The sequence below is a fragment of the Niallia sp. FSL R7-0648 genome (genome assembly GCF_038007005.1).
GTDB classification, from domain to species: domain Bacteria; phylum Bacillota; class Bacilli; order Bacillales; family Cytobacillaceae; genus Niallia; species Niallia circulans.
Map to the genome: position 1 here is coordinate 128,921 of NZ_JBBOWE010000001.1, position 24,187 is coordinate 153,107.

27 protein-coding genes and 1 riboswitch are annotated in these 24,187 nt (G+C 34.8%); of the genes, 16 read left to right on the top strand and 11 right to left on the bottom strand.

Translation table 11 applies throughout. The features are described from left to right. Positions 1-65 precede the first annotated feature (65 nt). Positions 66-350: a hypothetical protein gene (locus NSQ89_RS00640; protein ID WP_047941741.1), complete on the top strand. Its 285-nt coding sequence runs from the start codon at positions 66-68 to the stop codon at positions 348-350. A gap of 58 nt (positions 351-408) precedes the next feature. Here the strand turns inward: NSQ89_RS00640 and NSQ89_RS00645 are convergent, their stop codons facing one another. From NSQ89_RS00645 to NSQ89_RS00655, 3 genes are all read right to left on the bottom strand, one after another. Continuing rightward, positions 409-1,047, bottom strand: a complete 639-nt coding sequence (locus NSQ89_RS00645; protein ID WP_047941740.1) for a Bax inhibitor-1/YccA family protein — start codon at positions 1,045-1,047, stop codon at positions 409-411. Positions 1,048-1,109: 62 nt separating this feature from the next. Next, positions 1,110-1,496, bottom strand: a complete 387-nt coding sequence (gene mscL / locus NSQ89_RS00650) for a large conductance mechanosensitive channel protein MscL (RefSeq protein WP_047941739.1) — start codon at positions 1,494-1,496, stop codon at positions 1,110-1,112. A 144-nt stretch (positions 1,497-1,640) separates the two neighbouring features. Beyond that, positions 1,641-1,913: an acylphosphatase gene (locus NSQ89_RS00655; RefSeq protein ID WP_061799910.1), complete on the bottom strand. Its 273-nt coding sequence runs from the start codon at positions 1,911-1,913 to the stop codon at positions 1,641-1,643. Positions 1,914-2,418: 505 nt separating this feature from the next. Here NSQ89_RS00655 and NSQ89_RS00660 point away from each other — a divergent pair. Next, positions 2,419-3,537 (top strand): DUF4309 domain-containing protein, encoded by a 1,119-nt coding sequence (locus tag NSQ89_RS00660; RefSeq protein ID WP_047941737.1) that lies wholly within the window; start codon positions 2,419-2,421, stop codon positions 3,535-3,537. Positions 3,538-3,634: 97 nt separating this feature from the next. On the opposite strand, the gene NSQ89_RS00665 is transcribed toward NSQ89_RS00660, so the two are convergent. Beyond that, positions 3,635-4,867: an aminopeptidase gene (locus NSQ89_RS00665; protein ID WP_341117119.1), complete on the bottom strand. Its 1,233-nt coding sequence runs from the start codon at positions 4,865-4,867 to the stop codon at positions 3,635-3,637. Between the two features lie 213 nt (positions 4,868-5,080). Between NSQ89_RS00665 and pgmB the strand changes: the two genes are divergently transcribed. Continuing rightward, positions 5,081-5,746, top strand: a complete 666-nt coding sequence (pgmB, locus tag NSQ89_RS00670; RefSeq protein WP_095259150.1) for a beta-phosphoglucomutase — start codon at positions 5,081-5,083, stop codon at positions 5,744-5,746. A gap of 149 nt (positions 5,747-5,895) precedes the next feature. On the opposite strand, the gene NSQ89_RS00675 is transcribed toward pgmB, so the two are convergent. Together NSQ89_RS00675 and NSQ89_RS00680 are read right to left on the bottom strand one after the other, a co-directional pair. Then, the gene (locus NSQ89_RS00675) at positions 5,896-7,977 is read right to left on the bottom strand and encodes a DNA topoisomerase III (RefSeq protein ID WP_144580229.1); all 2,082 of its coding nucleotides are present in this window, start codon (positions 7,975-7,977) and stop codon (positions 5,896-5,898) included. Positions 7,978-8,283: 306 nt separating this feature from the next. Next, positions 8,284-8,442 (bottom strand): hypothetical protein, encoded by a 159-nt coding sequence (locus NSQ89_RS00680; RefSeq protein ID WP_162837578.1) that lies wholly within the window; start codon positions 8,440-8,442, stop codon positions 8,284-8,286. A 113-nt stretch (positions 8,443-8,555) separates the two neighbouring features. On the opposite strand from NSQ89_RS00680, the gene NSQ89_RS00685 reads away from it, so the two are divergent. From NSQ89_RS00685 to NSQ89_RS00705, 5 genes are all read left to right on the top strand, one after another. Then, complete coding sequence (locus NSQ89_RS00685; RefSeq protein ID WP_172867003.1) at positions 8,556-8,936, top strand: DnaJ family domain-containing protein; 381 nt, start codon at positions 8,556-8,558, stop codon at positions 8,934-8,936. A 220-nt stretch (positions 8,937-9,156) separates the two neighbouring features. Then, positions 9,157-9,957, top strand: coding sequence for a flagellar motor stator protein MotA (gene motA, locus NSQ89_RS00690; protein WP_047941732.1), 801 nt, complete (start codon positions 9,157-9,159; stop codon positions 9,955-9,957). Next, complete coding sequence (gene motB / locus NSQ89_RS00695) at positions 9,950-10,756, top strand: flagellar motor protein MotB (RefSeq protein WP_341132075.1); 807 nt, start codon at positions 9,950-9,952, stop codon at positions 10,754-10,756. The genes motA and motB overlap by 8 nt, the downstream gene beginning before the upstream one ends. A gap of 206 nt (positions 10,757-10,962) precedes the next feature. Beyond that, positions 10,963-12,078 carry a carbohydrate kinase gene (locus NSQ89_RS00700; protein ID WP_047941730.1) on the top strand — a complete coding sequence of 372 codons (1,116 nt, stop codon included), beginning with the start codon at positions 10,963-10,965 and terminating at the stop codon, positions 12,076-12,078. Between the two features lies 1 nt (position 12,079). Beyond that, entirely contained in the window at positions 12,080-12,991 is a 912-nt protein-coding gene (locus tag NSQ89_RS00705) for a pseudouridine-5'-phosphate glycosidase (RefSeq protein WP_341132076.1), read from the top strand. Positions 12,992-13,167: 176 nt separating this feature from the next. On the opposite strand, the gene NSQ89_RS00710 is transcribed toward NSQ89_RS00705, so the two are convergent. Beyond that, positions 13,168-13,497 (bottom strand): helix-turn-helix domain-containing protein, encoded by a 330-nt coding sequence (locus tag NSQ89_RS00710; RefSeq protein WP_082138298.1) that lies wholly within the window; start codon positions 13,495-13,497, stop codon positions 13,168-13,170. Positions 13,498-13,814: 317 nt separating this feature from the next. On the opposite strand from NSQ89_RS00710, the gene NSQ89_RS00715 reads away from it, so the two are divergent. Both NSQ89_RS00715 and NSQ89_RS00720 read left to right on the top strand, forming a co-directional pair. Continuing rightward, the gene (locus NSQ89_RS00715) at positions 13,815-14,024 is read left to right on the top strand and encodes a hypothetical protein (protein WP_047941728.1); all 210 of its coding nucleotides are present in this window, start codon (positions 13,815-13,817) and stop codon (positions 14,022-14,024) included. A gap of 192 nt (positions 14,025-14,216) precedes the next feature. After that, positions 14,217-14,302, top strand: a riboswitch (cyclic di-GMP riboswitch). Between the two features lie 32 nt (positions 14,303-14,334). After that, on the top strand, positions 14,335-14,484 hold the full coding sequence (locus NSQ89_RS00720) for an anti-repressor SinI family protein (RefSeq protein WP_341132077.1): 150 nt from the start codon (positions 14,335-14,337) through the stop codon (positions 14,482-14,484). A gap of 157 nt (positions 14,485-14,641) precedes the next feature. Here the strand turns inward: NSQ89_RS00720 and NSQ89_RS00725 are convergent, their stop codons facing one another. After that, positions 14,642-14,965 (bottom strand): helix-turn-helix domain-containing protein, encoded by a 324-nt coding sequence (locus tag NSQ89_RS00725; protein ID WP_047941727.1) that lies wholly within the window; start codon positions 14,963-14,965, stop codon positions 14,642-14,644. Positions 14,966-15,251: 286 nt separating this feature from the next. Between NSQ89_RS00725 and treR the strand changes: the two genes are divergently transcribed. The 3 genes from treR to map all read left to right on the top strand — a co-directional run bounded on the left by treR (position 15,252) and on the right by map (position 17,579). Continuing rightward, a complete protein-coding gene (gene treR, locus NSQ89_RS00730; protein ID WP_172867590.1) occupies positions 15,252-15,968 on the top strand; it encodes a trehalose operon repressor in 717 nt (238 codons plus the stop codon). Positions 15,969-16,046: 78 nt separating this feature from the next. Next, positions 16,047-16,565 (top strand): type 1 glutamine amidotransferase domain-containing protein, encoded by a 519-nt coding sequence (locus tag NSQ89_RS00735; RefSeq protein WP_061799892.1) that lies wholly within the window; start codon positions 16,047-16,049, stop codon positions 16,563-16,565. Between the two features lie 261 nt (positions 16,566-16,826). Further along, positions 16,827-17,579 carry a type I methionyl aminopeptidase gene (gene map / locus NSQ89_RS00740; protein ID WP_061799891.1) on the top strand — a complete coding sequence of 251 codons (753 nt, stop codon included), beginning with the start codon at positions 16,827-16,829 and terminating at the stop codon, positions 17,577-17,579. Between the two features lie 74 nt (positions 17,580-17,653). Here the strand turns inward: map and NSQ89_RS00745 are convergent, their stop codons facing one another. Further along, a complete protein-coding gene (locus NSQ89_RS00745; RefSeq protein ID WP_061799888.1) occupies positions 17,654-17,878 on the bottom strand; it encodes a DUF1128 domain-containing protein in 225 nt (74 codons plus the stop codon). 153 nt (positions 17,879-18,031) lie between these two features. On the opposite strand from NSQ89_RS00745, the gene NSQ89_RS00750 reads away from it, so the two are divergent. The 3 genes from NSQ89_RS00750 (at position 18,032) to NSQ89_RS00760 (ending at position 19,995) form a co-directional block, all read left to right on the top strand. After that, on the top strand, positions 18,032-18,505 hold the full coding sequence (locus NSQ89_RS00750) for a low molecular weight protein-tyrosine-phosphatase (protein WP_341132078.1): 474 nt from the start codon (positions 18,032-18,034) through the stop codon (positions 18,503-18,505). A 77-nt stretch (positions 18,506-18,582) separates the two neighbouring features. Further along, positions 18,583-18,948 carry a YtxH domain-containing protein gene (locus NSQ89_RS00755; protein ID WP_141231691.1) on the top strand — a complete coding sequence of 122 codons (366 nt, stop codon included), beginning with the start codon at positions 18,583-18,585 and terminating at the stop codon, positions 18,946-18,948. Positions 18,949-19,173: 225 nt separating this feature from the next. After that, positions 19,174-19,995 carry a YihY/virulence factor BrkB family protein gene (locus NSQ89_RS00760; protein WP_047941720.1) on the top strand — a complete coding sequence of 274 codons (822 nt, stop codon included), beginning with the start codon at positions 19,174-19,176 and terminating at the stop codon, positions 19,993-19,995. A gap of 758 nt (positions 19,996-20,753) precedes the next feature. Here NSQ89_RS00760 and NSQ89_RS00765 read toward each other — a convergent pair. Next, positions 20,754-22,685: a heavy metal translocating P-type ATPase gene (locus tag NSQ89_RS00765; protein ID WP_095322564.1), complete on the bottom strand. Its 1,932-nt coding sequence runs from the start codon at positions 22,683-22,685 to the stop codon at positions 20,754-20,756. Between the two features lie 175 nt (positions 22,686-22,860). Next, complete coding sequence (locus tag NSQ89_RS00770; RefSeq protein ID WP_144580237.1) at positions 22,861-24,036, bottom strand: MFS transporter; 1,176 nt, start codon at positions 24,034-24,036, stop codon at positions 22,861-22,863. Positions 24,037-24,187: the final 151 nt, after the last annotated feature.

Consider the following 24,187-nt stretch of genomic DNA (forward strand, 5'->3'; position numbering starts at 1 on the left):
GGATAGTGTTTAATTTCGTTATCCATAATTATTCTATACTATGGGACAGGTGCTAGGAGGTAAAAGTGAAAATATTTTCTCTTTCCTATTTTGTTGTTACAAGAAAGATTGACTTGAATATGGAAATAATCGAAGAAGAAAAAAGTCTAGTTTTATGGAGTGATAGAGTTACTAGCGACGAGCAGACATTTCATTTACACACCATCCATGACATTTCCTTTAAGCCCTCGAGTAATCAATATAAAATGCTATATTTACATACAAATCGTGGAGTGTACTCTTTTGTAATAAAAGATAATCCAGAAGAAATGATTCGATTAATTAGAAGACAAATAGCGGATTATTTATAGGCATACATCTAAAAAAGGTTTGAGCAAGGAGGTTTTTGACCTCTTTACTCAAACCTTTTTAATCTCTTTCGGACAGAATTCCGAAAATACGTAAGATACTTATAAATAAATTTAGGAAATCGAGATATAAATTTAAAGCCATTAAAGGAACTTGATCTGCTGTTATACCATAATGTTTCATTCGATTAAAATCATACAACACATAGCCGCTAAATATTAGGACACCAATGAAGGAATATGCGAGCATGCCACCTGTTGCTAATGGCCAAAAGATATTGAAAATACCGATAGCAATTAAAGCGATTAGGGAAGCGAGTAACATTCCTCTTAAGAAAGAGAAGTCGCGCTTCGTTTTTGTTGCATATATAGCAACCCCAGCAAACACAATTGTCGTAGTACCCAATGCATTAATGACAACATTTCCGCCAACTGTGGATACATAATAAGAGACGATTGGAAAGGTGGTAATCCCCGAAATAAACGTAAAGGTAAATAAGAAACCATAAGATAATGATTTTCCTCTTCTTGCGAAGATGGCGATTAATAAAAGAACAACTTCTAAAATTGACAACGGTAAAAATAAATAGGATGGAACAAAATTACCAATCATTGTTCCAATGAATGCTATTCCTAGAGAAAGAGCAAAAGTTCTTAAAACAGAGGGCATATATTCGTTACTTGGGCTATATGCATACATTTTTCTTCACTCCTGTATTGTGTTTAATTTATATAGTAATACGAACAACGCGCAAAAAAGTTTCAATTTAAGCCATTTTTATCGCGAACAACATCTGCTTTCAGTAAATCACGGATTTCTTTTAATAGCTCTTCTTTAGTATCAACGGTTACTGCTTCTTCTTGTACCTCTTCCTTTTTCTTAAAGCGGTTTAAGAAGCGGATTACTAAAAAGATAGAGAAAGAAATAATGAAAAAGTCAACAATTCTTTGTATAAAGTTTCCATAATTTATACTTGAATAAGACCATGTTGAGAAATCTACGCCGACAACAAAGTGGGCGAACAGCGGCATGATCAAATCATCTACTAGTGAACTGACAATTTTGCTGAATGCCGTACCAATAATCACCCCTACTGCTAAATCTATTACGTTACCTTTTATTGCGAATGCTTTAAAGTCTTTCCACATGCGATCCTCCTAATATATGTACATCTTATTTTGTTTTTTAAAATATTATTATTCTGACATGAAAAATTATTATTATCAAGTTAATGAAAACACAATTTAGTAAAAATAGGACATGGCAGAAATCGAATATGTCCTATGAATTATTTAATAAATCACCTTAAAGCTCGAAAATAGTTCTTCTGGCTCACTTTCCTTTATTTCTATATGGTCCACTCTGGCAAAGCGATTTCCCTTTTTTACTTTTTCCATAAAAGCTCGCAGCGTTTCAGAAGAAGCTACAGCCATACATTCCACTGTTCCATCTGCTTTATTGCGAACCCAGCCGGTTACCTGATTTTCCATAGCAATCATTTGGACAAAGTATCGAAAACCTACGCCCTGAACCCTTCCTTTGATTATAAGATGTAGTTGTTTCATTTCGTCCCTCCTAATTTTAAAAATCTTTTATCTCCTTTTTAACGGGCGGTGAACTCAACAAGGAAAAAAGCATCCGAAAAGACCGAGTAAGGTGCTTATATCAGCAAGGGTGAAGAAAATCCGCACAGATTGGAGCTTTCTTTATTTTAATATATAGCAAGCTTTCTTATTAATCATCTCATATTTATTTATATTGACGCAAGTTAGGTCCTTGGATATGGGTAATGGGAGAGCGGATAGTCTATATGATGTGTGTGAAAGGTCTCGGAGAAGGGGGGAGTAGGAGCTGGAAAAAGCTAGATTTGTAGATTGGGGAGCAATTTGGTACTATTAATAAGTATATATGAAGCTCTATAAAAAAATTAGTATCTTTAGTGAGCTTTCAATAATATAACTTATGGTAGTTATGCTTGATTTTAAACAACTAGAATATGACTATCCATAAAGTGAATATCTAACTCCTCCTAAAGGAGTATAGATATGTTTGGAAAATAGGAGAAAGATAATGAAAAGAAATAAATATATCTGGCTGTTATTGGTCGTAGTCATTATAATTGCAGGGATTTTAATCACTTCTATGGTTAATTCCTATCTAACAGAGAAACATAAAAATGAGCTGGATCAAAAACATATGGTGATTAAGAAAGATTTACAATGGACGAAAGATAATGCTTATTTTGAAATAGATATGAACGTGAAAGAGAAAGAGTATGAATTATATATTATAGGAGAAGGAGAAAGGAAATATCAGCAAGTAGAAGCTACGGATCTAGGGGAAAAAGATGATACGATTGTGACTGGAGATTTTGCCTTTTACTTATGGACGAAAGAATACGGAAAGGAAGCAGTGAAACAAGATCTAGAATTACCCAATCCTATGACCTTCAATTTGTCGCAAAAAAATATAGCGACATTTCTTGTTAACCAGCAAAATATTGCGGCTGTTTACCAAGGAGAAGAAGCAAATGAGGTAATGGCCTATTTCTATACCATTCATGATGGAAAATTAGTTACCCTGACTGATTATGGAATGCGTATCTTTAGTAAAAATATCAAAAACATTCAACAAAATTATATACAGACCTTAAGGAAAAAAGATACCGACCAAATGGAATTTGATACATGGATGCTTGAACAGAAAAGCGGGAAATTAGTTAAAGTAGATGGAACTTCTATTGAAAATAAGGATATTATAAATAAATGGCTGGATGATACGGAATTTTACTATCCATATAAAAACTTATCTGTTACTTCTAGTTTAAAAAATTTAGCGGAACAAGGAATGTTGATAGGCGCCCAATATCCAATCGGAACAAATATAAAAGAGATAAAGAAAATTAATTCGAATTATACAATCAAGGATTATAATCAGAAATATAGTCAATTGGATTTTCCTGAGGTTACTTATTACTATGATAAGAAAACCGATCTTGTTACTTCTATTTCTATTCCAGGTATTCGTTTAAAAGAATCAGTACAATCGATTCAAGATACAATCGGGAAGCCAGATGATTTTGTTACGAAAGAGGATGGGTCTATAGCTACTTATACAGCAGGAAACTATAAACTAATCATCCAATTGGACTTATCTCAACGAATTAAATCGATTAGATTGGTAAAATAGGAAGATTAACAAAACAGTAAAATAAAGGATGTTCCGTGAAATGTTTCATAACATAAACATTCCATGGAACATCCTTATTGAACTTGGTTACTAAAAATTAAAATGCCCAGTCTCCATTGCGGAATACTGCTTCTACTTTTCCGTCTGTGGTAATACCGTCAATATTCATTTTGTCTGAACCTATCATAAAGTCGACATGTGTAATACTATCGTTTAGACCTTTTTCAGCTAGTTCTTCACTTGACATCTTTTTTCCCCCTTCAATACAGAATGCATATGCACTTCCGATTGCTAAGTGATTTGAAGCATTTTCATCAAATAAAGTATTGTAGTAAAGAATATTTGATTGAGAAATAGGTGAACGATGTGGTACTAAAGCTACTTCTCCAAGATAATGAGAACCTTCATCTGTTTCAACTAATTGACGAAGAATTTCTTCCCCTTCTTCTGCCTTCACATCGATAATTCGACCATCTTTAAAGGTTACGGAGAAATTATTAATAATGTTTCCGCCATAGCTTAAAGGCTTTGTGCTTGATACAGTTCCATTTACTCCTTTTTTATGTGGAACAGTGAAGACTTCTTCAGTCGGCATATTTGCCATGAATTCAAAACCTTTTTCATTGATGGATCCTGCACCGCACCATAGATGTCCTTCTGGAAGTTCAATCGTTAAATCTGTACCTGGAGCTGTATAATGAAGCTGTTTGTATGCTTTTTCATTTAAGTAATCCACTTTTGTATGAAGTTTTTTATCATGTTCTTTCCATGCTTGGATTGGATCTGCTTGATCTACTCGAATAGCCTTAAATATAGCATCCCATAGTAACTCAACTCTGCTGTTTTCAGGGGCATCTGGGAAAACAAGATTTGCCCAAGCTTTGGATGGAACAGCAATTACGGTCCAGCTTACTTTGTCGGACTGTACATATTTTCGGAATTGGCTTAAAGCTGTACCAGAAGCTTTTTGGAAGTTACTAATTCGTTCAGAATCAATCCCTTTTAAAAGGTCTGGACTAGAAGATACTACTGACATGAAGGCTGCCCCTTCTTCTGCAAGTGCAATCGTCTCTTTTGCTCTAAATTCAGGATATTCTTTAAATGCTTCATCTGGTGCCAATTCGTATTTAGTACGAGTAACGAAATCATCACTCCAATTGACTACAACATTACTTGCGCCAATTTGGTAAGCTTCTTTTACGACAAGACGAACAAACTCTGCTGATTCAATGGATGTATTAATAACAAGCGTTTGTCCATTTTGGATATTTACACCGACTTTTACTGCGAGTTCTGCATATTTTTGTAGATTTTCTTGAAATGTACTCATTTTTATTCTCCTTTTCTATAAGCGGTTAGCTCTATGTATAACATGAATCCCAATATGGAATGGATGCTGCTTCTATTGTAGCTTTTTTAGAAAGAGAAATAAACTGATTGATCATAACATTAGGATAATAATTGATCTTAGCGCGAGGGAAACAAATAATATGCATTTTTGATAGAATAGATATAATTGTTTTTTTATTTATAGGAGGTTTTTATGACTAATCGGTTACAAGCAGTTATCTTTGATTTTGATGGTGTTATAGCAGATACTGTTCCTTTATATTACGAAGCAACAAAAAAAATGGCGTTGGAGATTGGGGTCTCCTTTACTAGAGAAGATAACTTAAGATATCAAGGTGTTCCTCGAAAGGTGCTAATTGACGACTTAGTTGCACAAACAGATAAAGTATTTACGGATAAAGAAAAGGAAATATTAGGAAATCGCAAGAGTGATTATTATAAAGCTTTAATTGCAGAATTCACAGTAGAAAATATGCTGCCAGGAATGTATGAATTTTTGAAAGAACTTAGGGAAATGGGGATTAAATTTGGGATTGCATCCTCTAGCTCCAATGCACCTTTTTTATTGGAGCGTTTTGGAATAAGAGACTGGTTCGACTGCATAGTAGACCCACATTCTCTGAAAAAGGGAAAACCAGATCCAGAAATATTTTTAACAGCAGCAGATTGCTTAGGGATCGATTATCATGAGTGTGCTGCTATAGAGGATGGACAAGCAGGCTTGAGTGGTATTTTACAAACGCCTATGTTTTCTGTCGGGATAGGACAAGGAGATGTTTTTGCAAAAGCGGATTGGCAGGTTGCTTCCACTAGAGAGCTAAGTGCGAAAACTTTATTAGAAAAGTTTAATAATCGATGAAGAAAAAGAGGGAAACTTATTCATGGAAGCAAAGAGTAGTGTGAACGGCTTGTAATAGTAGCAAATTACATAAAAAATATCATCCGAATTATCCGGATGATATTGGAGTAATTAATAGCTGGAATGCGAATATAACAGCCTTATAGCTTTTAATCGTCTTTTTTCATCGCGGCTTTTAATAAATCTCCTAGACTATTTCCAAAGCTTTCGTCTTTACTGTATTTCTGAACAAGTTTCCGTTCTTCTCTTTTGTTAATGGTCTTTTTACGGTCTGTAGCTTTTTCCACAACATTGCAGTTTCTGCATTGGAAATAGGTACCGGCCACTCCATTATGGATTTCCATTTTTTTATGGCATTGTGGACAACGCTTGTTCGAAAGTTTAGGATCTTTTCTTTTACTAAAAGAACAATCCATACTGGAGCATACAAGAATTTTTCCGTTTTTTGTATTTTTTTCCTTTAGGAAAGATCCACATTCAGGACATTTGGAGCCAGTGAGATTGTGCATCTTATACGATTTCTCACTTTGTTTTATTTCTCGGACAAATCGTTTTGTCTGCTCTTTAATTTGTTCCATAAATTGATGAGGATTTGCCTTTCCTTTAGCGATATCCTCTAACTCTTGCTCCCATTTTGCCGTTAAATCGGGAGTAGTCAAATCATCATTAACGAGATTGATGAGCTGTTTTCCTTTGGAGGTAGAATGTAATTTCCCATTTTGCCTTTCTAATACCTCAGATGAAAGCAATCTTTCAATAATTTCAGCACGTGTAGCTGGAGTACCCAGTCCGAATTTTTCCATTTTCCCCAGAATATCAGCTTCTGTAAAACGAGATGGGGCTTCCGTAAATTTTTGCTCCAAATTTACAGATTGGACTTTTAATTGTTGCCCCTTTTGAAGCTGTAGACTTTTAGAAGAATCTGTTTTGCGAGAGTCTAATGCTTTAAAACCTAACTCTAATATATTTGTTTCTTGAGCGACAAATGAAGCTCCATTAATGTTTAATGTTGTAGAAATAATTTCGTACTTATATTTTGGGTAAAATAGTGTCAAAAATCTTTTTACGATTAAATCATAAATTTTTACTTCTTCATTATCTAATCGGTTTAAAAATACAGGCTGCTCAGTGGGGATAATGGCATGGTGGTCAGATACCTTATTATTATTAAACACATTATTGGCTTCGACCTTCCCCTTGTTACGTAAGACAGGTTGAACTTCTTCTTTAAATGCTCCAGAAATACTTTCGATGCGATCAATCATCGTATTCTTCATATCTGTCGTTAAATATCGTGAATCCGTTCTTGGATAGGTGACAAGTTTATGTTGCTCGTATAGCTTCTGCAGGACATTTAACGTCTTTTTGGCAGAGAAGCCGAATCGACGGTTTGCGTCTCGCTGGAGCTCTGTTAAATCATAAGGCAATGGCTGTTGTTCTGTTTTTTCTTTTACGGTTAGTGTTTCAACAACTGCTGGTTTTCCTTTAGTATTGGCGACAATTTTTTCTGCCGTTTCTTTTGAAAAGATTCTTCTCTCTTGATTCTTTTCATATTTTGCTTGTAGAGAATCTATTTGTGCAGTGATGGTCCAATATTCTTTTGGAACAAAGGATTGAATTTCTTTTTCTCTCTCTAGAACCATTGATAAAGTGGGAGTTTGAACACGCCCTGCTGACAATGGATCATTGAATTTTGTTGTTAAGGCTCTTGAAACATTTAATCCGATTAGCCAATCTGCTTGTGCTCTACACACAGCGGATTGATATAAGCGATCATAGTCTTTTCCAGGCTTTAGTTGTTTAAAGCCATCCTTTATTGCTCGGTCTGTTTGTGAAGATATCCATAAACGTTTAGTTGGTTTGTTAAATCGGATCTTTTCTAAAATCCAACGAGCAACTAATTCTCCTTCACGCCCTGCATCTGTGGCGATAATGCAATCTTTAATATCTTTTCTTTTTGCTAGTTGTTCAATGGCTTTATATTGATGACTGGTTTGCTTCATCACTTTTAATTCCATTTTTTGTGGAATAATTGGTAAATCATCTAAATTCCAATTTTTAAATTTAGGATCATAATGCTCAGGCATTTTTAATTCAATTAAATGGCCTAAAGCCCAAGTCACTATATATTTATCTGATTCTAAATAATTTTTAGTGGATTTATTGCAACCAAGCACTCTTGCAATTTCTCTAGCAACACTTGGCTTTTCACATAACACAAGAGATTTCATTTAAACACCTTCCAATAGAAATTTTAGCTGTCTTGAATAAAAGAAGTAGATTCTGTTATTCATTTTCAAGTAAGAAAGCCAACCGTATTCTTTTTGATAATCATCGTTTTATTAGTCATACGATACCTTCTAGTATAACATGAGAGAAGAAGGGGAGTGGGAAATAGTGAGCTTTTGCTGAATATAAAGGTGAAGCATATGATGACCTATTTCGAACGTATAGGAAAATAAAGGGGACCACTTTTTGGGGGAAAAGGAGGACGGCGCCCTTTTCGAATGGTCGAGAACGCCGTCTATTGCTTGGATTTATTCTTCTTCTTCGATTCGGTTTTTAAAAGCTTCCTGTGTTACGATAAATTCTTCATCGCCAGGAGCATCCTCTGTATGTGTATGTTTTCTTGTATCCTTTGGAAGCGGACCTGGATGGTGTTTCTTCTTATGATTGAAATGTTCTCCACGTGCCAATAATAACACCCCTTTCTTTTCTATTTTTTATAAAAATCGCTCATCCTATACCGACGTGAAGTGGAAATTGTATAATGGAAATAGATTTATTGAAAACAGGAGGGGATGGATGAATGGATTTTTCGTTTCTTGTTTCAGAAGATAAAATCAAAAAAGCATATAAAGACGGGGAGTTTAACCATCTTCCCGGGTTCGGAAAACCGCTCCCAAAGGATAGCTTAGCATCTGTACCAGAAGAATTGCGAATGGCTTATCGTGTTCTCAAGAATGCTGGATATTCATTAGAAGAAGATAAGATTAGACAAGAATTACTGTCCATGGAAGATTTAATTCGTTCCTGTGAGACAGAAGAAGAAAAATTAGTTTTACAAAGAAAATATAATGAAAAATTATTGCGCTTCCGTATAATGATGAAAGAACGTACAGCAGGAAGTCATTCTCAACCTTTTTCTGGATATCAGAAAAAGGTTGAGAATAAATTTTTTCCGAAATGATGATAGTAGTTACGGTTTTGATTAAAATATAGGTTTCTTAACTTATATTTCAAAAAAAGGTGATGAAAATATCACCTTTTTTTTATAAAAAGCAGGACTATCGTCATGATTCATGAAGTTTACGAAATTTACATGAAATAAAACTAAAAATTTGAAGAGAAATGTCGAAAAAAAAGGTAAGACAGAGAATCGAAATTTTGGAATAAGATAGGTGAAAATGATGGATAAAACTTCCTTGATAGGAATTATACTTGCTATTATTGCTGTTGGAGTTGGAATGGTATTTAAAGGTGTCAGTCCTGCAGTATTATTGAATCCAGCGGCTATTCTAATTATTTTAGTAGGTACAGTGGCAGCAGTAGTTATTGCCTTTCCTGCTTCAGAAATTAAACGAGTTCCAAAGTTATTCGGCATCTTGTTTAAGGAGCAGAAAGTGCAGGATACGAAAGAGTTAATTCGCTTGTTTTCAGAGTGGGCACAATTAGCTAGAAAAGAAGGACTTCTTGCATTAGAAGCAAAAACAGATGAAATTGAAGATCCATTTTTAAGAAATGGCTTATCCTTGTCTGTAGATGGACAAAGTGCAGAGTATATTAGAGATGTATTAACAGAAGAAATAGAAGCAATGGAAGAGAGACATCGTTCAGGAGCACTAATTTTTACGCAAGCAGGTACATATGCTCCTACATTGGGAGTACTAGGAGCAGTAATTGGGCTGATTGCTGCATTAGGAAATATGTCTGATGCTGAAGCACTTGGACATGCTATTAGTGCTGCGTTTGTTGCTACTTTAATGGGGATATTTACGGGATACGTTTTATGGCATCCATTTGCAAATAAACTGAAGAGAAAATCACACGTGGAAGCAAGTCAAAAATATTTGATGATAGAAGGGGTTCTTTCTATTCTAGAAGGAGAAGCGCCTAGGGTAATTGAACAAAAGCTTGCATCGTATTTACCTGTTTCAGAAAGAAGACAATTTCTGGAAGAAAGCGAAAGTAGTGTGAATACGAATGAGTAAAAAGAAAAAAAAGAAAGTACATCATGAGGAGCATGTAGACGAATCTTGGCTTGTTCCCTATGCCGATATCCTTACTTTATTGTTGGCTTTATTTATCGTTTTATATGGCATGAGTTCTGTTGACGCAAAAAAATTCTCTGAAATAGCAGAAGCTTTTAATAGAGAATTACAAGGAGGGACAGGTATTTTCGAATATCCTAGTCCTGCACCGTCAATGAATAGTGAAACTACAGATGTTGATTTGGCTGACCAAGAGAAAAAGGAAGACAAAAAGGATAAAAAAAATCTTAGTGAAAAAGAGCTAAAAGAATTACAAGAACAGCAAGATAAACAAGAATTATTAGAAATTCAACAGAAGGTAAATGCCTATATTGCTAAGAATAAATTAGGGAACAAGCTGGATACGGAACTGACGGATGAAGGTTTGCATGTTTCAATTAGAGATAATGTACTCTTTGCTTCTGGAAGTGCTGAAGTTCGAAATAAGGACAGAAAAGTTGTTTCGGAAATTGCCAATTTACTTGTGATGGATCCACCGCGAAGCATTATTATAAGTGGACATACAGACAATGTTCCAATCAGTAATTCAAGTTATGAGTCCAACTGGGAACTAAGTGTGACAAGAGCACTGAATTTCATGAAATTACTTCTTGAAAACAAGAAATTAGATCCTAAATCATTTAGTGCGAAAGGATACGGCGAGTTTCAGCCTATTGCTAATAATGATAGTTCTGCAGGAAGAGCAAAAAATAGAAGAGTAGATATTTTAATTGAACCAAGAGTTGCAAAAGAAGACTAACAATGGATAGTCTTCTTTTTTTGATCTAGAAATCTTATAAAAAAAAGATTACTAAATCAACAAATAAATAAAGTTTTCGTAAAAATGAATAAAGTCTTGTTGTTCATCAAACAAAAGTTTATAATAAAGACAAATGTTTTGTTAGAAATAGAGATAACTCATTTCTACTTCTAACCAATGGCAGTTTCACTTTATTTGAGGGGGAGATGGAAGTGAATGATAAAGAGATTTTTATTCTTCAGCTGATTAAAGAAAATCCCTTTGTTACTCAAAATGAAATAGCTGAGAAAATGGGCTTATCCCGTTCTGCGGTAGCAGGCTATATTTCTTCTTTAACAAAAGAAGGGAAACTACTAGGTAGAGCTTATGTATTACCAAAAAAGAAAGAAGTTATTTGTATTGGAGGAGCCAATGTTGATCGTAAAGTTCAAGCAGAGGAGACCATTCAGTACGGTACCTCTAATCCAGCATCTACAAGTCAGTCACCTGGTGGGGTCGCAAGAAATATTGCAGAGAATTTAGGACGATTGGGACTCGAAACTTCTTTATTTACTATTGTGGGAGATGATCATGAAGGGGAATGGCTATTAGAGAATACCAAAAACTATGCAGATATCACTCCATCTCTTTTGTCTAATCTTTATCGCACGGGGACTTATACAGCCTTATTGAAATCTGATGGTGAACTTGCCGTTGCTTTAGCAGATATGTCTATATATGACAGCATTGATAAAGATATAATCGATAAAAAGTGGGGGTATATTGCAACATCAGAATTAGTTATTCTTGACACTAATTTTTCAGCAGAAGTATTGGAGCATATTATCATCAGATGCAGGCAAGAACAAATGGCATTGTGTATTACGCCTGTATCGGCACCAAAAGTACGAAAGCTGCCAGAAGATCTGCATGGAGTTACTTGGTTGATTGCAAACAGAGATGAGGCAGAGGTACTAGCAGGAATAAAAATAAAAGAAGAAGGAGACTTCTTTAAAGCAGCTGAAATAATTCTCGAAAAAGGTGTTGAAAAAGTAGTTATTACACGGGGAGATAAAGGCCTTATCTATTTTACTAAATTGGGGGAAGCTGGTGTGATCCTACCTCCAGAAGCAGAAGTAGTCGATGTAACAGGTGCTGGTGATTCCCTTGTTTCAGGTATAATGTATTCTCATATTAAAGGCCTAAACACGGAAGATGCTTGTAAAATCGGTATTACTTGCTCAAACATAACCCTTCAATCGAATCAAACAGTAAATCCGTTATTAAATAATAAAAAATTACAAGAACTATTTGGAAAATACTTTGCAAAAAGGAGCATATAACATGAAAACAGAATGGCTAGAATTCTCAAAAGAAGTATTAGAAGCAAAGAAAAATAATCTACCGATTGTAGCCTTAGAATCGACTATTATTTCCCATGGAATGCCTTATCCTCAAAATGTGGAAACTGCTAAAGAGGTAGAAGATATTATTCGTAAAAATGGCGCAGTTCCTGCAACCATTGCAATAATAGAAGGGAAAATAAAAATTGGTTTATCAGAAGATGAAATTGAATTTTTAGCTAAAAGCGATAATATTGAGAAAGCAAGCAGACGTGATTTACCATATTTGATCGCTGGTAAAAAGAATGGGGCAACAACTGTAGCTGCTACCATGATTTGCGCAGAACTTGCAGGAATTAAAGTGTTTGTAACTGGCGGAATTGGCGGCGTTCATAGAGAAGCAGAGCATACAATGGATATTTCTGCGGATTTACAAGAACTTGCTAAAACAAGCGTAGCGGTTGTTTGCGCGGGAGCCAAATCAATATTAGATATTGGATTAACGCTAGAATATCTTGAAACATATGGTGTTCCAGTTGTAGGATATGGAACAAAGTCTCTTCCTGCTTTTTATACAAGAACGAGTCCATTTGAAGTGAATTTCTCAGTAGAAGATCCAAAAGAAGCAGCAGATATGATCCAAACAAAATGGGCATTAGGACTAGATGGCGGGGTAGTGATCGCTAATCCAATTCCAGAAAAAGATGCTCTCGATGAAAAATACATTACAGAAATTATTGAAAAGGCACTCCAAGAAGCAAAAGAAAATCATATTATAGGTAAAAAAGTAACTCCATTCTTATTAAGTCGTGTCAAAGAGTTAACAGAAGGAACAAGCCTAGTTGCTAATATTGCATTAGTCAAAAACAATGCAGAGGTGGGCTCAAAAATAGCAGTAGAGTTAAATAAATAAGAAATAAGACTATTCGAAGTAAGAATATCGCTTCCAAATCGGTAGTAGCATTCTCTTTGAATAGTCTTTTTGATGAAAGAATGTTTATTAGAAAAACAAAACAGGAAGAGTACACATAAACTCCAATGGGGGGAGGCCATTCGCTATTGCCATTAATAGAGAAGGCTTCCTTTTTTCTAGTTCTCTTGTCTTTTTTTAAATTTAACATATTCAAGAATGCCAGCAAAATCTTCTTTTGTAATTCCTTCTTCTATTGCCTCCTCTACTAAACTCATCCAGTCCTCATCGATTCCATCTATCACTGTATAATTATTGTCTAGTAGTTCCTCTACATTTGTCTCAAGAGTGTGGGCAAGTTTCGTTAATACTTGAAGAGAGGGGTTCTTTTGAATTCCTCTTTCAATATAGCTTAAATAAGATTTGGAAACACCGGATTTGTCGGAAAGTTCATTAATAGAAAAGCCCTTTTTTATTCTTAATGTCTTTATTTTTTCTCCAACCAACATAACAATATTCTCCTTATCACATAAGAAATGTAATTTCATTATAACGAACGATATTGTGAATATAAAATATGAAAAAGCTAGATAAAAGGAGTTATTGTGAGGAAAAGAATGATAATCGTTCGTTAAAAAGAAAAAACGGTTGATTTTGGAATTTTCAAAAATGATAGTTTTGCACTATACTTATGGAAAAGTTCTTTACTAAGAACATTGTTGTGTTTTATAACATTATAATTTAACTAAAGAGATAATAAATGAACTAAATCAGTAACAATTATTTCAGCATAAGAAACCAAAAAGAAAAAGGAAGAGGGTGGAAAATGTATAGAAAAAACTGTGATATATGCAATAGACCATCGTATAGTAGTAGTGAACGAGGCAGGTGGATTTGTCCTATATGCCAAAATGACTTAACGGAATATCCTTTTTTTGATGCGATTACATTTGAACAAATTCATATTAATTATTCTTTTAAAAAAGTGCTAAAAAGCTATCAAACACAATATTATGATAGAAGACAAGATAAGTAGTGCTCCTGACTTAAGAGAAATCTGTAAATAATGCATAAGTATGATTAATTCGATAAGATTCGCTGTAATCAACATTTTTTGTAGAAACAAGGAGAAATATTTTAGTAATTTATCCTAATTTTATGACAAATTACTGCATCATTTGAGGAAAAGCGATATAATGAGAAAACAGTAAAGAATACGAGAAAAGGTAAATGTAAAAGGCAAACCAATACGAAAGTTTGGGACGCAAAGTCACGGATCTAATGTCTTAAAACAATGATGGCCGGACTGCCAAAATACAAATGTATTTTTGGGAGGGAAGAATTAAGTGATTAATAGTCAACTTTTTACCGAAGAATTGGATTTAGAATGGATTCAATTAATTAATGAAGCCAAAAATATTGGAATGAATTTGCAAGAAGTAAGAGAATTTTTGCGAAGTGAGAAGGATTACTTAATTCAGGAAAATCCGAAATAAACATTTGTATATAGAAAATGATTGTCTAAAAAATGGACAAAAAAGATATCTCTACATTGAATACTTGACAATAATGGAAAAGTATTCAATGTAGATAACCTCTTTTGAAATGGAAAAAATCTAATAACTTATTTTAACCATATAAGTGGAAAACGTACTATTTTTTTTGTTCCAGTCTCCATCTGTTAAATTCCAAAAATTCACGGAATTCTTTTTTTGATACCCCGGAATCCATTGCCTCTTTTACAATTTTTAACCATTCAGAATCTAATTCATCCTTATTCTGTTGATCATTGATTAAATGATCGACTGGTATATTGAAAACAGCTGCTATTTTTTCTAAAAACTGAATCGATGGATTGGATTGTAAATTTCTTTCCAAGGAACTTAAATAAGATTTTGCAACTCCGGCTTGTTCAGCTAATTCTGATAAGGACATTCTCTTCTCTAAACGTAGCTGTTTTACACGATCCCCAATCATACGCTCACTCACTTTCACTCTTTACGGTATGTATATTTATCATAGCATTTATAGATAAAAAGTTCCATATAAAGAACGAATTGTTCTATCCATTATGCTTATAAACCATTGATGTGTAAAAGATTTTTCTAAAAGTATGTTCACAATATTGAAATATATCTTATAGTGCTTACCCTTTTCTACATACACTGAAACATTTTTTTATTCATTTTTCAATCCTTTTTAGACAATTTGTCTGAAAAAGAGTAGAATGGTAACGAATAATTTGAAAATGTTGGTGAATTTCATGTTGAATAAATATTATATGATATTCGAGGAATTAGAAGCTGCGATAAGAAATGGAAAGTATCCACCCGATACTATTTTGCCATCTGAAAATGAATTAGCTGAGCAGTATAACACATCTAGAGAAACAATTCGTAAGGCTTTAAATATTTTATCGCAAAAAGGATATATTCAAAAGCTCAGAGGTAAAGGTTCTTTAGTGCTTGATTTAGAAAAACTGCAATTTCCAATCTCCGGGCTAGTTAGCTTTAAGGAATTAGCGGATAAAATGGGACATTCCTCTGTCACAATTATTGAAAGCTTTACGAATAAACAACCATCTTCTTTTTTGCAAAAGGAAATGCAGTTAAACAAGGACGATTCTATCTGGGAAGTTTTTCGTGTAAGAGAAATTAATCAAGAACGTATCATTTTAGATAAGGATTATATTGTCGAAAAATATGTTCCGGGATTAACAGAGGAAATATGTAAAAACTCTATTTTTGATTATATTGAGAAACAGTTAAATTTAAAAATTAGCTTTGCGAAAAAAGAATTTACAGTAGAAGAGCCTACAGAAGAAGACTATAACCTATTAGATTTAGAAGGATTTCATTCGATCGTAGTAGTTAAAAACTACATATATTTTGAAAATGCTACTTTATTTCAATTTACAGAGTCGCGACATCGACCAGATAAATTCCGATTTGTTGATTTTGCAAGAAGAAACGAGGCGTGAAAAAATGGTCCTAGCATGTTTTATTTTCATTCTATGGGGAACGTTACTTATAGAAAATAGAAAAAGGAGATGCTATATATGAGTAAAAAAATTGCTACTTTAATTACTGATATGTTTGAGGACTCTGAGTACACAGAACCGGCTAAGGCTTATAAAGAAGCTGGGCATGAAGTTGTAACAATTGAACTAGAAGCTGGTAAAACAGTGGAAGGAAAACAAAAAGAAGCCTCTGTGACAATTGATAAAGGAATAGATGAGGTTTCCCCTGATGAATTCGATGCATTATTCATTCCAGGTGGATTTTCTCCTGACCAGCTCCGTGTCGATGATCGAGTTGTGGCCTTTACAAAAGCGTTTATGGATGCAAAAAAACCTGTTTTTGCAATTTGTCATGGACCGCAGCTGCTCATTACTGCTAAAGCGCTAGAAGGTAGAAATGCCACTGGCTATAAATCAATCAAAGTGGACATGGAATACGCAGGTGTTACTTTTAAGGATGAAGAGGTTGTGGTATGTGGGGACCAATTGGTAACAAGCAGAACGCCAGAAGATATCCCTGCCTTTAATCGTGAATCATTAAAGCTTTTAAATAAATAAAGAAATATAAATAATGGAAAGAGTCTGTACCTACACAGATTTATGGTAAGGGGAATATAATCTTTTTATCATGAGTTGGAGTAGGTATAGGCTCTTTTTTTGTGTTAATCTTAAGAAGAGATAAATTGTTTTTTTGGCTGCAATCAACTCATAATGTTAAGATAACATACTTAATGAACCGCTAATATAAAAAGAGGAGTAGAAAAAATTCTATTTGTGTTCATTCTTAGCGGTAATTTTAGATAGGAAGAAGGCTTGGACATGATTGTATTAAAATCAAAACGAGAAATAGAACAAATGAAGAAGGCTGGTGAGATTCTAGTTGGTTGTCATAAAATGATTGCCAAGATGATAAAACCAGGGATTACAACATTGGAAATTGATCAAAAGGTGGAAGCTTATTTAGCAGAAATGGGAGCCACTCCTGAACAAAAAGGATATCGTGATTATCCATATGCAACTTGTGCCAGTATAAATGATGAAATTTGTCACGGTTTTCCAAGAAATGAGCCTCTAAAAAAAGGAGATATCGTAACCATTGACATGGTTGTTAATTATAATGGTGCTTTGGCTGACTCTGCCTGGACATATGCAGTTGGAGAAGTATCAGCTGAATTGCAAAAACTGATGGATGTTACAAAAAAAGCCCTCTATATAGGTATTGAACAGGCGAAGGTTGGCAATCGAATCGGGGATATTGGATTCGCTATTCAACAATATGTAGAAGAACAAGGTTTTTCTGTTGTGAGAGATTTTATCGGTCATGGTATTGGCAAAGTAATACATGAAAAACCAGAAGTACCTCATTTTGGTTTAGCAGGCAAAGGGCCTCGTATCAAAGAAGGAATGGTATTTACAATTGAGCCAATGGTTAATGTTGGTGATTATAAAATGAAAATGGATAATAATGGATGGACAGCAAGAACGATAGATGGAAGGCACTCAGCACAATATGAGCATACCATTGCTATCACAAAAGAAGGTCCTGTTATACTTACCGATCAAGATGTTTAATGGTATTCGTTGTCCTATGGCATTAAAAGAAATCAGTGGGCACTCACCCACTGATTATTTTTTCTAAAATCAAGTTATTGTTTTCGCAAGTTTCCAAGCTCTTCAGCGAGTGCCTGCATTTCATTTGGACTAAAGGAGTCTCGTTTCATCACATGCTCATAAATTTCTTTAATGTCATCATATAGATCTTCATCAAAATGGGTGGATTTAATGGCACCTATGTTCAATACTTTTAATTTTTCTTTTATTTTTTCAATCATGAAATTCACATTTTCTGTTGTTTTATTATCTAAATTCATACCTTTCCCCTTTCCTGGACAATAAAGTTGTTCTATTCATCTTTTCATGCAAACATAGAAATGTCAATATAGAGATGTATCATTAAATAAAGTGCCTTTTGCGAACTGGTAAGTAAAAAAAGTATGTAAATAGAAAAATGGAGGAAAATAAAAATGAAAATACGTGTTTTATTTATTTGCTTAGGAAATATTTGCCGTTCTCCTATGGCGGAGGCAGTATTCCGTGACTTAGTCGAAAAGGAAGGATTGCAAGATAGGATTATTTGTGATTCGGCTGGAACCGGCGGCTGGCATACTGGTAATCCGCCTCACCAGGGAACAAGAGATATTCTTAAAGTGAATAAAATCAAGGATGCAGGTATTTTTGCCCGTCAATTGGCGGATAAGGATTTAGAAGAATTTGATTATCTAATTGCAATGGATAACAGTAATATAGCAAATATTAAAAAGCTTAATGAAATGTTAGACGGCACAAAAGTCCGTTTGTTAATGGATTATACAGACCACGCTGCGGGAAAAGAAGTACCAGACCCATATTATACCGGCAATTTTGAAGAGGTGTTTGCCTTAGTGAAGGATGGCTGTGAAGGTCTGTTACGAGAGATTAAGCAAAAATATTCCTTATAAGCAATAATAGCCATCCTTCAAGCTTGTTTTACAAAATTGGGGCTGTAATAGCCAAATAATTTGGAGAGGTGGCAGGGATGATGAAAATAAGTATGACAAAAGGTCTTTTTATCGGCAGTCTTATTGGAACAGCTATTAGCTTATTGGACAGACATACAAGACAACATGCGGTAACAACTTTACAGCATGCGAAAGATACTGTAACAGATTTGGATCAAATGACATCTAGCTTGAATCTAACTTCCGAAAAAATAAAGAATTCAGCCCTGAAAATTTCGGACGATGCTGCATTTGTTAAAAAACAGTTAGAAGAACTGAAAGGAATAACACCAGTCGTTGCTGGTATTATCCGAGATACAAAGGAAGCTTTCTCAAGCGGGAATACGAGAAATCAGGAAAAAACGCTTGTTTCCAGCATACAATATTTACCTAAGCCAGAATAGCCAGTAAGAATGGTTTTGACAGGGATAGCAGCCTATGTACCCATCTCTTTATTTGGAATTTTTTACATTAGAAGAGGGGAGATGCTTTAGGCTGCCTCCCATTACATACTATGAGAACATATGCTAGAAAGGGCTAATGTCTTTTCTAATTAGTGAACAGGTTTTTATTTACACGATAAAGGGCAATAGACATACATAAAAGAACTGTTAGGACGGTGATTTTGTATGGGAGGCGTAATTCCATTTATAAAGGTTCTTATCAAGAAAATTCAACAAGATAATGTATTTGATCTGGCAGCCCAATTATCCTATTATTTCCTTTTGTCAATTTTCCCATTACTTATTTTTGTGATGACTCTTCTTCCGTATCTTCCTATTACGAAGGAAGACTTATTAGGATTAGTGGAAGGATTTGCTCCTGGCGACATTATGAATACGATTGAATCTAATATTGATCAGGTACTCAGCAGAAATGTTAGTTTATTATCATTTGGTATCATTGCGACAATATGGTCTGCTTCAAACGGTTTAAATGCTATCGTAAAGGCGTTAAATAAAGCGTATGATGTGGAAGAAACAAGATCTTTTATAGTAGCAAGAGGTATGTCTATTTTACTGACACTTGGAATGATTGCTGTAGTAGTAGTTGCTTTGCTATTGCCGGTTTTTGGAGAACAAATAGGGATGTTTTTATTTTCACAATTTAATTTAACGGATGAATTTTTATCCTTATGGAATACTTTAAGATTTCTTGCATCCCCCATCATTCTATTTATTGTGTTTCTTGCTCTTTATTGGATTGCACCGAATAAAAAACTAAAATGTATTTCCGCTATTCCAGGAGCCATTTTCGCTGCAATTGGCTGGGTAGTCGCTTCTTTAGCCTTCTCTTATTATGTAGGGAACTTTAGTAATTATTCGGCAACATATGGAAGTATCGGAACGATTATAGTTCTAATGATTTGGTTCTATATAACAGGTATTATTATTATTATTGGCGGCGAGATTAATGCTTATTTCACGGAAAGAAAGAAAGAACCTTGTTAAGTGTATCCGTTATTTACCTCTATAAAAGAATGTAAAAAGAACAAACTATTAGAGGGGAAACATTTTAATAAGGGGGAATTTAAAATGACAAAACATACAAAAAAAGATGGCGGGACAAAACAAAAAGGGAAAAGCAAGCCTAAGCATAAAACATCTGGTTCTGCCAACGGATCAAACGGCTACCATTAACCAAAAGGCCTTCAAGGATTACACCTTGAAGGCCTTTTGCTTGGCGTAATAAAGGATAGCAATATAAATTGGGAAAATTAGCCAATTTTTGTTTGGTCCATTAATTCCTTTTGGTAACAATGTTAGCAGTGACGAAAACAGTGTGGGGGAATTAATGATGACTCATATACAGCTTAGCCAATTAAATGGTTCTCTTATAAAAAAAATCACTAATTGGGCTAGGAAATAGTGGATAATTGAATATATCTGGCCAATCGAGCAAGAGAATTAGCTGAAAAGTAAAAATATCAGCCAACCGGAAAGAGAAATCAGCCAAAACTAGAAAATATCAGCCAACCGGAAGGAGAAATCAGCCAAAACCAGAAAATATCAGCCAACCGGAGGAAGGAATCAGCCAAAATTAGAAAATATCAGCCAACCGGAAAGAGAAATCAGCCAAAACCGGAAAATATCAGCCAACCGGAAGGAGAAATCAGCCAAAACTAGAAAATATCAGCCAACCGGAAAGAGAAATCAGCCAAACTAGAAAATATCAGCCAACATGTATCCACATTCCTCCGCCGAGTTGCTTATCCTTTTAATAACCGCAAGCTATTTAAAATAACCAAGATGGTGCTGCCTTCATGTCCAATAACACCAAAAGGAAGGGCAACGATTTGCAGGAAGTTGGAAATAATTAAGAGCATAATGACCGAAATAGAAAAGATAATATTTTGTTTAATAATGCGATTCATCCGTTTAGATAGTTGAATGGCATCAGCAATTTTAGGTAAATCATTTTTCATTAAAACAACATCCGCTGTTTCCAAAGCAACATCTGTACCTTCGCCCATAGCAATACCGACATTTGCTGTGGCGAGAGCTGGTGCATCATTAATTCCATCTCCAACCATAGCCACGATTTCATATCGCTCTTTTAACTCTTTAATAGAGGTTACTTTCTTTTCTGGTAAGCATTCAGCAATATAGTCCTCTACATAGCTTTCTTGGGCGATGGCTTTTGCTGTTTTTTCATTATCTCCTGTTACCATAACCGTATAAATACCATTTTCCTTTAAACGGTTAATAGCTTCTTTCGATTCTTCTCTTACAATATCCTTTAATGCAATTAACGCAATCACATCGGCATCTTTTTTTATAAATACAGTTGTTTTTCCTTCTTTTGATAACTGATCATATTTTCCTTGTTGGAAAGCCTTTGCTTCCTTTTCGCCTACAAAAGCAGCTTTTCCGATCCGCCATTCGGCATTATTCAAAAGGGCTGTAACACCCCAGCCTGAATTATCTTGAATGCTTTCTGGCTGTGGGAATGTTTCTTGATATTTCAGCTTAGCGTATTGGACAATTGCTTTTGCAAGTGGGTGATTTGAATGGCTTTCAATGCTAGCTGTTATTTGAATAATTTCTTTCTCTGAAAAATGTTGATCAACCAGGACATCTGTTACAACCGGTTTTCCTTTTGTTAATGTTCCTGTTTTGTCAAAAGCAATTGCTTTTACATGCGCAAGATTTTCTAGGTGAACGCCACCTTTAAAAAGGATGCCAGCTCTTGCTCCATTAGAAATCGCTGATAATGTGGCTGGCATAATGCTTGCAACTAAGGCGCAAGGAGAGGCCACGACTAAAAAAATCATTGCTCGATAAAAAGTTTCATTCCATGACCACCCTAAAAGGAAATGGGGAAGGAACATTAATAGGACAACAATAGTTAATACAATTTTGACATAGGCACCTTCGAACTTTTCGATAAAGGCTTGCGAAGGGGATTTCTCACTTTGTGCTGATTGAATCAATGTAATAATTTTTTGGAAAAGAGTTTCGTCTGCATGTTTGGTCAGGGTGACGGTAATCGACCCGCTTATATTTACGGTACCAGCAAATACTTCATCATTAATTCCCTTAGATAATGGAATAGACTCACCGGTGATAGCTGCTTCATCAATTGCTGTAGTTCCCTTAATAATCTTTCCATCCACAGGTACTCTTTCACCTGGTTTAATTAAAATGATATCGGAGACAGAAAGAGATGATACTGGAACCACTTGCTCTTGGCCATCAGGCAGGATTCGGACAGCTTCTTCTGGCTGCAATTTCATAAGAGCAGATATTTCTTTATTGCTCTTATTCATAGTATAAGTCTCTAATGCTCCACTTACAGCAAAGATAAATATTAATATCGCTCCTTCTGCCCAATATCCAATAATAGCAGAACCAATTGCTGCAAAAATCATGAGCATTTCGACATTTAATTCTTTATTTTCAATCGTTTCGCTAATTCCCTCTTTCGCCTTTGCATAGCCGCCAATCACAAAAGCAAGTAAGTAGGCTAGGATAGACATAGAAGAATAATGAAAGTGGTGTAAAATCCAGCCGCTTACAATGAAAATTCCGCTTATCCCTGCAGCAATTAATTCGAGATGAGGAGATAGCTTGGCAAATAGAGTAGGCTCTGCTTCTAGCTTTGTTTCGATATAGGTTTTTAATTCTGTTTCTGTAGACATTCGTTTTTCCTCCTTTGTTAACCATTCTTATTGAGAGCGAGAATCAAGTTCAATACCCTTAAAAAACACGAAAGCTGCCACCTAGAAAGGTGACAGCATAAATACCCGAATAAAAATAATTTTTTGATATTTAGTTTTATAAGATAATCTTACCACATATTGTATGAACCAGGTATCATTTTGCTTCTGCTAAATATTGATTTTTCATTTCTTTTTTCCCGAAAAGGAAAATAATCAAACCAACAATAAATAAGATAACAGCAATCACTACAAAGTAGCTTATATGCTGGAAATATTGAATAAACAATCCTCCCAAATATGGACCAATGAGACTTCCAACACTAAAGGCCATTCCACAAAGAAGATTTCCAGTCGGCAGAAGATTAGATGGAACTAAATCGGTCATATAGCTAATGCCTAAAGAGAAGGTAGAGCCAACTGCCATTCCTGCGAGGAAGAGACAGATGATAAGGCCGATTAAATAAGCTTCTAATAGGCTTGCGAAAGAAAAGCAGGCAGTACCGATAATTAAAATCGTTATAAGTGTCTGTCTTCTGCCAAATTTATCACTAATCATTCCTAAAGGAAGCTGAAAGACAATGGCTCCGATCGAAAAGGCGGTAAGCAAGAGAGAAATCTGGACGACACTTAATTCAATTCTTAATCCATACACAGGAAAACTAGAGTTTAAGCTTGATTCTAAGAATCCATAGGCAAGCGGTGGAAGAAAAGCAATCCATGCATACTTCATAGCACTAGAAAAGCGTTTCATTGTATCGAGAAATGAATTGGTTTCTACTGTTTGTTCTGGAAAATCATTTTTAATCCAGAGAATAAAGATCCATGCGATAAAGCACATAATAGATGAAAGAATAAATGGCAGCGACTCATTTATTTTTACTAAGGGTGTTAACAATGGTCCCACTGCAAATCCAATCCCAAAGAATACACCGTATAGTGAAATATTGCGTCCGCGTTTCTCCTTTGGTGAAGCGGTAGTAATCCATGTTTGGGTTGCAAAATGGAGAGAGTGATCTCCAATACCAATAAATAAACGAAGAAGGAACCAGAACCAAAAGGATTTCCACACTGGAAAAAGCGCTAGTGCAACAATAACAACCAACCCGCCAAAAACGATAACGGGTTTATACCCATATTTACGCAAGGGATGTTCCATAAAAGGAGAGATTAGCAGAATCCCTATATACAGTCCCACTGCATTTAAGCCATTTAAACTGGAAGAAAGACCATCACTTTCAAAAATAACTGCTATTAATGGAAGCAGCATTCCTTGACTAAATCCAGAAATACTGACAATGCTAATTAATACGGCAAATTTTTTACTGTTCATAATATACTCCTTATTTTTTCCTTACATTGGGTTTATATTTAGTCTCCCTAAATGATGTTAAAGGGGATTGAACAGTATTGCAATAGATTTTTTTTGAGAAGTAAGAATATTATTTTTCTTTTCCTAAAGCAGTAAAATTTCTTGAAAATTG

Excerpts from the sequence above, each read along its gene's own strand:
- mscL (WP_047941739.1), bottom strand. The coding sequence starts at position 1,496 with ATGTGGAAAGACTTTAAAGCATTCGCAATAAAAGGTAACGTAATAGAT.
- pgmB (WP_095259150.1), top strand. The coding sequence starts at position 5,081 with ATGACTAATCGGTTACAAGCAGTTATCTTTGATTTTGATGGTGTTATA.
- NSQ89_RS00725 (WP_047941727.1), bottom strand. The coding sequence starts at position 14,965 with ATGATTGGGGATCGTGTAAAACAGCTACGTTTAGAGAAGAGAATGTCC.
- NSQ89_RS00660 (WP_047941737.1), top strand. The coding sequence starts at position 2,419 with ATGAAAAGAAATAAATATATCTGGCTGTTATTGGTCGTAGTCATTATA.
- NSQ89_RS00675 (WP_144580229.1), bottom strand. The coding sequence starts at position 7,977 with ATGAAATCTCTTGTGTTATGTGAAAAGCCAAGTGTTGCTAGAGAAATT.
- NSQ89_RS00645 (WP_047941740.1), bottom strand. The coding sequence starts at position 1,047 with ATGTATGCATATAGCCCAAGTAACGAATATATGCCCTCTGTTTTAAGA.
- map (WP_061799891.1), top strand. The coding sequence starts at position 16,827 with ATGATTGTATTAAAATCAAAACGAGAAATAGAACAAATGAAGAAGGCT.
- NSQ89_RS00755 (WP_141231691.1), top strand. The coding sequence starts at position 18,583 with ATGATGAAAATAAGTATGACAAAAGGTCTTTTTATCGGCAGTCTTATT.
- NSQ89_RS00770 (WP_144580237.1), bottom strand. The coding sequence starts at position 24,036 with ATGAACAGTAAAAAATTTGCCGTATTAATTAGCATTGTCAGTATTTCT.
- NSQ89_RS00655 (WP_061799910.1), bottom strand. The coding sequence starts at position 1,913 with ATGAAACAACTACATCTTATAATCAAAGGAAGGGTTCAGGGCGTAGGT.
- NSQ89_RS00760 (WP_047941720.1), top strand. The coding sequence starts at position 19,174 with ATGGGAGGCGTAATTCCATTTATAAAGGTTCTTATCAAGAAAATTCAA.
- NSQ89_RS00705 (WP_341132076.1), top strand. The coding sequence starts at position 12,080 with ATGAAAACAGAATGGCTAGAATTCTCAAAAGAAGTATTAGAAGCAAAG.
- motB (WP_341132075.1), top strand. The coding sequence starts at position 9,950 with ATGAGTAAAAAGAAAAAAAAGAAAGTACATCATGAGGAGCATGTAGAC.
- NSQ89_RS00665 (WP_341117119.1), bottom strand. The coding sequence starts at position 4,867 with ATGAGTACATTTCAAGAAAATCTACAAAAATATGCAGAACTCGCAGTA.
- NSQ89_RS00745 (WP_061799888.1), bottom strand. The coding sequence starts at position 17,878 with ATGAATTTAGATAATAAAACAACAGAAAATGTGAATTTCATGATTGAA.
- treR (WP_172867590.1), top strand. The coding sequence starts at position 15,252 with ATGTTGAATAAATATTATATGATATTCGAGGAATTAGAAGCTGCGATA.
- NSQ89_RS00715 (WP_047941728.1), top strand. The coding sequence starts at position 13,815 with ATGTATAGAAAAAACTGTGATATATGCAATAGACCATCGTATAGTAGT.
- NSQ89_RS00685 (WP_172867003.1), top strand. The coding sequence starts at position 8,556 with ATGGATTTTTCGTTTCTTGTTTCAGAAGATAAAATCAAAAAAGCATAT.
- NSQ89_RS00750 (WP_341132078.1), top strand. The coding sequence starts at position 18,032 with ATGAAAATACGTGTTTTATTTATTTGCTTAGGAAATATTTGCCGTTCT.
- motA (WP_047941732.1), top strand. The coding sequence starts at position 9,157 with ATGGATAAAACTTCCTTGATAGGAATTATACTTGCTATTATTGCTGTT.
- NSQ89_RS00765 (WP_095322564.1), bottom strand. The coding sequence starts at position 22,685 with ATGTCTACAGAAACAGAATTAAAAACCTATATCGAAACAAAGCTAGAA.
- NSQ89_RS00700 (WP_047941730.1), top strand. The coding sequence starts at position 10,963 with ATGGAAGTGAATGATAAAGAGATTTTTATTCTTCAGCTGATTAAAGAA.
- NSQ89_RS00735 (WP_061799892.1), top strand. The coding sequence starts at position 16,047 with ATGAGTAAAAAAATTGCTACTTTAATTACTGATATGTTTGAGGACTCT.
- NSQ89_RS00710 (WP_082138298.1), bottom strand. The coding sequence starts at position 13,497 with ATGTTGGTTGGAGAAAAAATAAAGACATTAAGAATAAAAAAGGGCTTT.